The 8,026-nt window shown below is 44.9% G+C and carries 9 protein-coding genes and 1 pseudogene; 2 read left to right on the forward strand and 8 right to left on the reverse strand.

Annotated elements, in window-relative coordinates; all coding sequences use genetic code 11:
* Window positions 1-130: 130 nt before the first annotated feature.
* The 7 genes from BLR50_RS07775 to BLR50_RS07805 all read right to left on the reverse strand — a co-directional run bounded on the left by BLR50_RS07775 (window position 131) and on the right by BLR50_RS07805 (window position 5,796).
* Window positions 131-1,540, reverse strand: a complete 1,410-nt coding sequence (locus tag BLR50_RS07775) for an aminopeptidase (protein WP_092640267.1) — start codon at window positions 1,538-1,540, stop codon at window positions 131-133.
* Window positions 1,541-1,563: 23 nt separating this feature from the next.
* A complete protein-coding gene (locus tag BLR50_RS07780; protein ID WP_092640269.1) occupies window positions 1,564-2,124 on the reverse strand; it encodes a lytic transglycosylase domain-containing protein in 561 nt (186 codons plus the stop codon).
* Between the two features lie 40 nt (window positions 2,125-2,164).
* Window positions 2,165-2,761, reverse strand: coding sequence for a dephospho-CoA kinase (gene coaE, locus BLR50_RS07785; protein WP_162840367.1), 597 nt, complete (start codon window positions 2,759-2,761; stop codon window positions 2,165-2,167).
* A gap of 14 nt (window positions 2,762-2,775) precedes the next feature.
* Window positions 2,776-3,804: an L-threonylcarbamoyladenylate synthase gene (locus BLR50_RS07790; protein ID WP_092640273.1), complete on the reverse strand. Its 1,029-nt coding sequence runs from the start codon at window positions 3,802-3,804 to the stop codon at window positions 2,776-2,778.
* Between the two features lie 45 nt (window positions 3,805-3,849).
* Window positions 3,850-4,929, reverse strand: a complete 1,080-nt coding sequence (prfA, locus tag BLR50_RS07795) for a peptide chain release factor 1 (protein WP_092640275.1) — start codon at window positions 4,927-4,929, stop codon at window positions 3,850-3,852.
* A gap of 60 nt (window positions 4,930-4,989) precedes the next feature.
* Window positions 4,990-5,178, reverse strand: coding sequence for a DUF951 domain-containing protein (locus BLR50_RS07800; protein ID WP_092640277.1), 189 nt, complete (start codon window positions 5,176-5,178; stop codon window positions 4,990-4,992).
* A gap of 177 nt (window positions 5,179-5,355) precedes the next feature.
* Window positions 5,356-5,796, reverse strand: coding sequence for an FMN-binding protein (locus tag BLR50_RS07805; protein ID WP_092640279.1), 441 nt, complete (start codon window positions 5,794-5,796; stop codon window positions 5,356-5,358).
* A gap of 263 nt (window positions 5,797-6,059) precedes the next feature.
* Here BLR50_RS07805 and BLR50_RS07810 point away from each other — a divergent pair, with 263 nt between their 5' ends.
* Together BLR50_RS07810 and BLR50_RS07815 are read left to right on the forward strand one after the other, a co-directional pair.
* The gene (locus BLR50_RS07810; RefSeq protein ID WP_092640281.1) at window positions 6,060-7,145 is read left to right on the forward strand and encodes an FAD:protein FMN transferase; all 1,086 of its coding nucleotides are present in this window, start codon (window positions 6,060-6,062) and stop codon (window positions 7,143-7,145) included.
* The gene (locus tag BLR50_RS07815; RefSeq protein ID WP_092640283.1) at window positions 7,142-7,678 is read left to right on the forward strand and encodes a Gx transporter family protein; all 537 of its coding nucleotides are present in this window, start codon (window positions 7,142-7,144) and stop codon (window positions 7,676-7,678) included. Before BLR50_RS07810 ends, BLR50_RS07815 begins: the two co-directional genes overlap by 4 nt.
* A 96-nt stretch (window positions 7,679-7,774) precedes the next feature.
* Here BLR50_RS07815 and BLR50_RS14475 read toward each other — a convergent pair.
* Window positions 7,775-8,026: pseudogene (locus tag BLR50_RS14475) on the reverse strand (IS110 family RNA-guided transposase); the annotation flags it as partial.

Raw genomic sequence — 8,026 nt, forward strand, 5'->3', positions numbered from 1 at the left:
ATAATATAAGCATATCTTTCTATTGATTATTATCGACCTGTTGACCTAATAGTTTAGTTTCTTCTATAAAATTTAACAAATAAAACACCCTGACTGTCGGTTCATTAAGCAACAGTCAGGGTATGAATTACTATTTAACGTTTAAAAACTCAAAGAAAGCACGGTATGCGCTGTATACGTCAATCTTTGAAACAACCTCCATCGGTGCGTGCATCGACAACACCGGCACACCGACATCCAATACATCTACATTCAAACCTGCAATGTATTTCGCGACAGTACCTCCGCCGCCCATATCAACCTTTCCAAGCTCCCCTATTTGCCACAAAACATTCTTTTCGTTTAGCAGGCGGCGAACCTCTCCAAAGAACTCGGCGGAGCAATCGGAGGTGCCGGATTTTCCTCTGGAACCGGTATACTTGGTAACAACCACGCCGTAGTTTACAAAGGCACAGTTACGTTTATCCAAAACATCCGGGAAGGTGGGGTCAAACCCCGCATTTACATCGGCAGAAAGACACTTTGAAGCCGAGAGAACTGTTCTGGCATTTACACCGTAAGGCTCCGCCAGATCAGCTATAAAATAACGAAGATAGGAAGAATCCAATCCTGTATTACCCTCGCTGCCGGTTTCTTCCTTGTCGGTTAAAACCGTTACTGTGGTGTAACGCGGGTTCACGCAATCAAGCGCTGCTATAAGAGCCGGATAGGCGCATACCCTGTCGTCGTGGCCGTAGGCGGCTACCATTCCACGATCAAAGCCTAAGTCCTTCGCTTTATAGGCAGGAACTGCCTCAAGCTCTGCCGAAAGGAAATCGGCCTCGGTAATCCCATATTTCTCATTAAGGATGTTCAAGATATTCAGCTTAACGGCTTCGCTGGCCTTATCGTCTTTAAACGGCATACAGCCGATGAGAATGTTCAGTTCCTCACCCTTAATACCCTGTGCAAGCGGACGTTTGCTCTGCTCTTCAGCTAAGTGGGGCAATAGGTCGGTTACACAAAAGATCGGGTCTTTTTCATCCTCGCCGATATTAACCACAATCTTTGTGCCGTCATTTCGAATAATAACTCCATGCAGAGCCAATGGAATGGTTGTCCATTGATATTTCTTAATGCCACCGTAATAATGGGTTTTAAGTAATGCAAGCTGGGAATCTTCATAAACAGGGCGAGGCTTTAAATCCAGCCGCGGGCTGTCGATATGCGCCGCAGCAATACGTACGCCGCTTTTAATGGGCTCGGTACCAATAGTCGTCAGTATAAGCGATTTGCCACGATTGTTATAATATACCTTATCCCCCGCCTTATACTTTCTTCCGGTCTCAAATACCTGATAGCCCTTTGCGGTAAGCATTGCAATTGCAGTTTCTACTGCCTCACGCTCTGTTTTTGCACTGTCTAAAAAACGCTTGTAGCCCTCAGAAAAATCGTATGCCTCCTTCAATTGCTCTTCACTTAATAGAAGGCCTCCGTTCTTTTGATCAAATACCAGCTTCTCCTTCAATTCTTCTGCAGCGCTTTTGATAGTTTCGTCCATGATAATTCCTCCAATTGAATTTGTTATTTACGTTCACTGTATATGTTAATGGCTTTTTCAACCTTATCCACGTAGTGAGCCGTATCCTTATACGGTATTTTGTCCAAATCAGACCCGTTTAATGAATACTCCTTATTTGCCAACCACTTTTTTACGATATTTATACCCGCATGATAGGCACACAGAATATTCCGTTGGCTTCCATACTCCTTCTTCAGGTAACCCAGCAAATAGGTGCCATAACGTATATTGGTTTCGGGATCATACATTTTATCAAAGGTAAGCTCCTCGGGGTCACCCAGCCGGTATTTTACCCAGTCAAAGGTTTCCTCTGTAAGCTGCATGAGTCCTCTCGCACCAACGTTTGATTCGGCCTCTGGTTTAAATCGGCTTTCGGTATAGATTACCGCATAAACCAAGGTTGGTTCAATGCCGTTATCCTGCGCATATTTCTCAATCAACTGTTCGTATTCCATGGGGTATAGCTGCTCAATAATCGGCTCTTTCAATAGAATAAACAGCACCACAACCACCAGAATAACAACTGCCAGAGTAATTGCCGCAGCCAAGATTCGTTTACTCATGTTTGCCCATACCTTTCAACCCGAATATACCCCGACGCAATCATTCCAAACTTGAAAGCCAGCTTAAAAGATTGCTGTAATCTGCCTGCGGCTTTGAATTATCCACTATAAAGTCAGCCTGCTCGGTATAAAATGCATCGTCATGCTGTGCTGAAATTCGCTGCATGGCCTGTTCAAAGGAAATACCGTCGCGGCTAACAATACGCAACAAGCGGGCGTTCAATGGAGCAATTACCACAATCACTTGATCACAAAGCTTGTCGCAACCGCTTTCAAACAGAGTTGGGGCATCAAGTATCACTATATGGTTTCCCTGCTCTTCACTTTGCTTTATCATCTGTTGGATATCATGAATGATGTACGGGAAAATGATACCCTCAAGTTGCTTAAGCTTATCCTTATTTGAGAAAACAATCCGGCCCAAGGCTTGCCGATTAAGGCTTTGGTCTGGATTAAGAACTTCCCCGCCAAATACCCCGGCAATTTTAAGCAGGCATTCACTGCCCGGCAGTACAACCTTGCGCGCTACTTGGTCAGCATCAATAATATAATAGCCTTTTTGCTCCAGAGCCTTAGACACCGTTGTTTTACCCGCGCCTGTGGGACCCGTTAAACCAATTACTTTTTGTCTGGCCAAAAATGTCCACCGCCTTAACTGATTTTGATTACCTGAAAACCTGCCGCACGCAGCAATCGGTTATAAACCGCAAGGCTCACGCCAGTCTGTTTAGGAGCTCTGGCATAAACAGTTTTGGCACCTCGCCTATCCAGCTCACGCAATGCATTAAAAAGCAGGTGTGCCTGCTCGGAATCATCCTTTTCTGAACCGAAGCTTACATAAGGAACAGTAAGCTTTGGAATATCCTCTTGAAAGCAAAGCCCAAAGGCATTGGGAATACTATTGACATATTTGCAGTATAAATCACTGTCTCCATCTAGTATGATAACGTTGGCCTTTGGTGAATAGTGCTTGTACTTCATACCGGGGGAGCTTACCTTACGGTTATCCTCCAGTTTATTCAGAATACCCTTATCAATTGTAATCTCACCGATTACTGCCGAAAGCTGCTCAACCGAGATTCCGCCCGGACGCAGAAGCGCAGGCGTTTCACCGACAAGTGAAACTACTGTGGATTCTAAACCCACGTTGCAGGTGCCGCCGTCTATAATCAGGGGGATACGCCCGTTCAAATCCTGCAAAACATGCTGTGCGCAGGTTGGGCTAGGGCTGCCAGAAAGGTTTGCGGAGGGCGCTGCAAGCGGAACCCCCGCAGCCTTAATAATCGCACGCGCTAACGGATGGGATGGCATTCTTATTGCCACAGAATCCAACCCCGCCGAAACCACAGCGGGTATAAGCGGTGAACGCTTGAATATCATGGTAAGCGGCCCCGGCCAGAAGGCCTTTGCCAAGAGCCTTGCTTTTTCGGGAATATCAGTTACTAAAGGCTGTAACTCACTAATTTCGGCAATGTGAACGATGAGCGGATTATCCTGCGGGCGCCCCTTCGCGTCAAATATACCGGCTACGGCATTTTCATCCAACGCATTGGCTGCCAGCCCATAAACCGTTTCGGTGGGAATCGCCACCAGACCGCCTTTTTTAAGCACCTCTGCCGCCATTAAAACAGGCTCTGAAACCTCAGAATCGGCATTGGCCTTTATAAGCTTTGTTTCCATTAACAATCTTCTTTTCTTGTTAAAACATTATCATCTACAAGTTCTTTAATCGTTCTCGCCGGAGGCCTTTAACTTCTCGGCCTGGTCATAGGTGGTAAGAGCATCAATTATTTCATCAAGGTCGCCGTTCAATATCGAATCAATCCGGTAAAGAGTAAGGCCGATACGGTGATCGGTAACACGTCCCTGAGGATAGTTATAGGTGCGGATACGCTCGGAGCGATCCCCGGTACCCACCTGTGACCTGCGCTCGGCTGCAATCTCATCGCTCTGGGCGCGCTGCTTCGCTTCCAAAAGGCGGGAGCGCAGAATCTTCATTGCCTTATCCTTGTTTTTATACTGGCTGCGTTCATCCTGGCATTCCACCACAACACCGGTAGGAATATGGGTGATACGAATCGCCGACTCGGTTTTGTTTACATGCTGGCCGCCTGCACCACTGGCTCGGTAGGTAGCTATCTGCAGGTCTCCCGGCAGTATCTCCAGCTCGACCTCTTCCGCTTCAGGCAAAACCGCTACAGTAACCGTAGAGGTATGGATACGGCCCTGTGTTTCAGTTTCAGGCACGCGCTGTACCCGGTGCACGCCGCTTTCGTATTTATAGCGGGAGTAGGCGCCTTCACCTTCAATATTAATGCTAACCTCTTTTATACCGCCTAGCTCAGTTTCGTTGATGTTCAGAATCTCCCACTTAAAGCGTTTGGTTTCAGCGTACATGGTGTACATCCGCATTAACGAGTTAGCAAAAAGAGCTGCTTCTTCCCCTCCGGCACCGCCGCGGATTTCAAGAATAACGTTCTTATCGTCGTTCGGATCTTTGGGCAGCAACAGAATCTTTAACTCTTCTGCGCTAGTCTCAGCCTTTTGTTTGCTTTCGGCATACTGTTCTTCTACCATATCGCGAAAATCTTTATCGAGCCCGCCTGCATCCAGCATTTCGCGGGCCTCTTCCATATCGGCCTTTGCACGATTGTATTCGCGGTATTTATCTACAATCGGGGTAAGGGATTTATATTCCTTCATAAGTGCTCTATAGATTTCCTGATTGCCTACTACATTCGGCTCGGTAAGCTTTTGGCTGATTTCATCGTATCTTTCTTCTACAAATTTGAGTTTATCGAGCATACAATCCTCCGTAAGTAGTTATTTTCAAATTATAAAAGTCGTGCTACCAGGCCAACATAGCTAATGGCCGTCCTCACGGATGATCTTTTTAATATTCTTTTCAATCTTCGCACGCGGTACCAGTACCTCGTGCCCGCATTTTAGGCAACGAATACGAAAATCCATCCCCGCACGCGTTACTAAAAAACGTTTTTCACCGCAGGGGTGGTTCTTTTTCATCTCCAGTATATCTCCCGGACGAACATCCATAAAACGAACCTCCGCTGTAATCATTTACAGCCTGACATTAAGCCTTATATAATATACCATTGTATTATACCACTTTTCGTGTTGCCAAATCAAACGTAATATTCCAAGGTTAAGGATAACATGAGGGGCAGCAAAAGAGCGCCCGAAGCTTAACCCCTAGCGCCGTATATTTATGTGTTATTTTGAGCTATCTTCCGGTGCAGCAGATTTAGCTTCGCCTTTTTGGGCTTTTGCAAGCGCCTCATTTAAAAGTGCTTTAAATGAATTGGTAGACTTTGTAGCGCCTGTAATGGTGTCCATTTTATCTGCTGAGCCCTTTTTCTGAAACTCACTGATAATATCCGCTATATACTTTTCGGGGTAGGTACCCGATACAGGCTCCATCGCCGCGCGGTAATCGGCATCCTGAGACTTCTTATCTCCAGCCTCATTGAGTGCATCAAATTCCTTTACTGTTACCTTGCCATCCGCAACCCCTATAACTAAGTAATCTTTCCATCCATGCTCATATTCAGCAGCTTCCGCTTTATAAGTACCGTCTTTATAGCCGCCGGTACAACCGGTAAAAGATACAACCAACAATAAAACAACTGCAAGCAAAATCTTAGTTTTCATCATCTATTATTCCTTTTAATAGTCTCATATTTATAATCTATCATGCAGGTATAAACTTGTCAATTATTAGCGGGGATTGTTTAATTATCGTTTATTGACTTAAGCAGGCAGATCTGAGTAATAGCGTTGTAAGTCCTGTGCTGTTTTGGATTTTGATTAGCCTAAAGTTCTTGACGTGCCTTTCTGAACCGTTTAGAATTAGATGATAATATTACAGTAATATTATCAGGGTTAGAAATAGCTTTTAGGAAGTGAAGACCACAAACTTGAAAAACATTAAGATTAATCTAAAAATGCTTACCATCATTGGTTCTGTTTTGTTACTGCTGGTTACAGGAGTTTCCTTTTATTTGTATTACCAGAGTCCAAAGCTATTCAGCTCGAGTGGTTTTGCCATGAGCACCTATATCGACCAGCAGATTTACAGTAAAAACACATCTGTCGCAAACAAGGTGATAAGTAATGCCATGACGACGCTTAAAAGCTACGAAGACAGACTTTCGATGTATACTATCGGTTCGGAGATAAGTAAAATTAACGATAACGCCGGGGTTTCTGCCGTAAAGGTGTCTGAGCATACATTCTCATTGATAAAGAGAGCTGTGGGGTATTGTGAAATGTCAGGCGGGCTGTTTGATATCACTATCGCTCCAGTAACCAAAGCTTGGGGGGTAAACAGTGATAACCCGCGCGTACCCTCACAAAGCGAACTGAATGCACTAAAAAAACTGATAAATTATAAGGATATCGTGCTGGATGAAGCGGCACAGACCGTTATGTTAAAAAACAAAGGGCAGGCTATTGATCTTGGCGCCGTAGCAAAAGGAGAGGCTTGCAATGTTTTGCGTGAGCTTTACAAAAGCAACGGTATTACAACCGCCCTGCTATCCATTGGCGGCAATATCATGGTTATCGGGGAAAAGCCAAACGGCAAGGATTATGTTATCGGCGTTCGTGACCCAAGAGGTACACAGAACGATGCCATAGGAACCGTTAAACTTACCAACACCACGTTCTCCACCTCCGGTGATTATGAGCGCTTTTTTGAGAAGGACGGTAAATACTATCATCATATCATGGATCCGAAAACAGCCGCTCCCGCAGAGACTGACCTGATGTCGGTTACGATTATCAGCCCGGACGGCGCTTATGCCGATTTTCTTTCAACCTACCTGTTTCTTTTGGGGCGTGATAAGGCGCTTAAAAAGATGGATGAACTAAGCGTCGGAGTAATCGCAGTAGATAAGGAGTACAATGTATACCTTTCTGAAAGCGTTAAGCCCATATTTTCACCCGCTAAAAATACTAGATACACCTATCATCTTACTCCCGAAACGAAGGTGACGGATTGAAAACAAACGTTAGCCCAGCTAAAAGAGTAGCTTTTCTTGGATTGCTTTTTGCACTTTCAATTGTGCTGGCGTTTTTAGAGTCACTGATTCCCACTACCGGATTGCTTCCAAACGGCGTAAAATTGGGGCTTTCCAATATTGTAACCATGTACGCGGTTTTTTTCATCGGTTGGAAGGAAGCCTATGGCATAGCAATACTTAAGTCGCTATTTGTACTGTTGACGCGCGGTGCCTTTGCTGCCGTTTTAAGCCTAAGCGGCGGGCTGTTGTCCGTAACAGTAATGCTTCTTCTGCTGCTTGTAAAGTTAAACCTATCATATATCATTATCAGTATTTTCGGCTCACTTACCCATAATCTTGCTCAAATTTGCTGTGTAGCAATGGTATTGGGCGGCAATGCGTTTTACTACACACCGGTATTAATTATATCTGGTATTGTAATGGGTATTGTAACGGGAAGCATACTAAAGGTGGTATTACCGGCACTGAAGCGGATACACGGGAAGATTGGAACTGAACAAGCTGATAGATAAGGAGATTTAGTTTGAAACAAATCACAAGCAAGCCACTCTCAAAAGGGCATAACAAATCAGACCATTCGAGAATGGTCAAAAAAACAGATTGAACAGCTACAGGACCTCGCCGCTTTCCTCGTCTAATATCAAGAAACCTTTGCTGCGCAGGAATGTAATAGCCTGAGTCATGGTCAGTTCGCGAGCGGCAGGCGGCTTATCGGCCTTTCTGTAGAGCTTGGCGCTGTAGACCTCATTCTTGCTGAGAATGTGCCAAATAGCAGTCAGGAGTTTTCTTGCAATCGCAATAACGGCTTTCTTTCCTCCGCGACGTTTTTTAAGCTCGAGATACTTGTTCTTGAGTTCGGG

Origin of the sequence: Acetanaerobacterium elongatum (genome assembly GCF_900103835.1) — a bacterium.
GTDB classification, from domain to species: Bacteria; Bacillota; Clostridia; order Oscillospirales; family Ruminococcaceae; genus Acetanaerobacterium; species Acetanaerobacterium elongatum.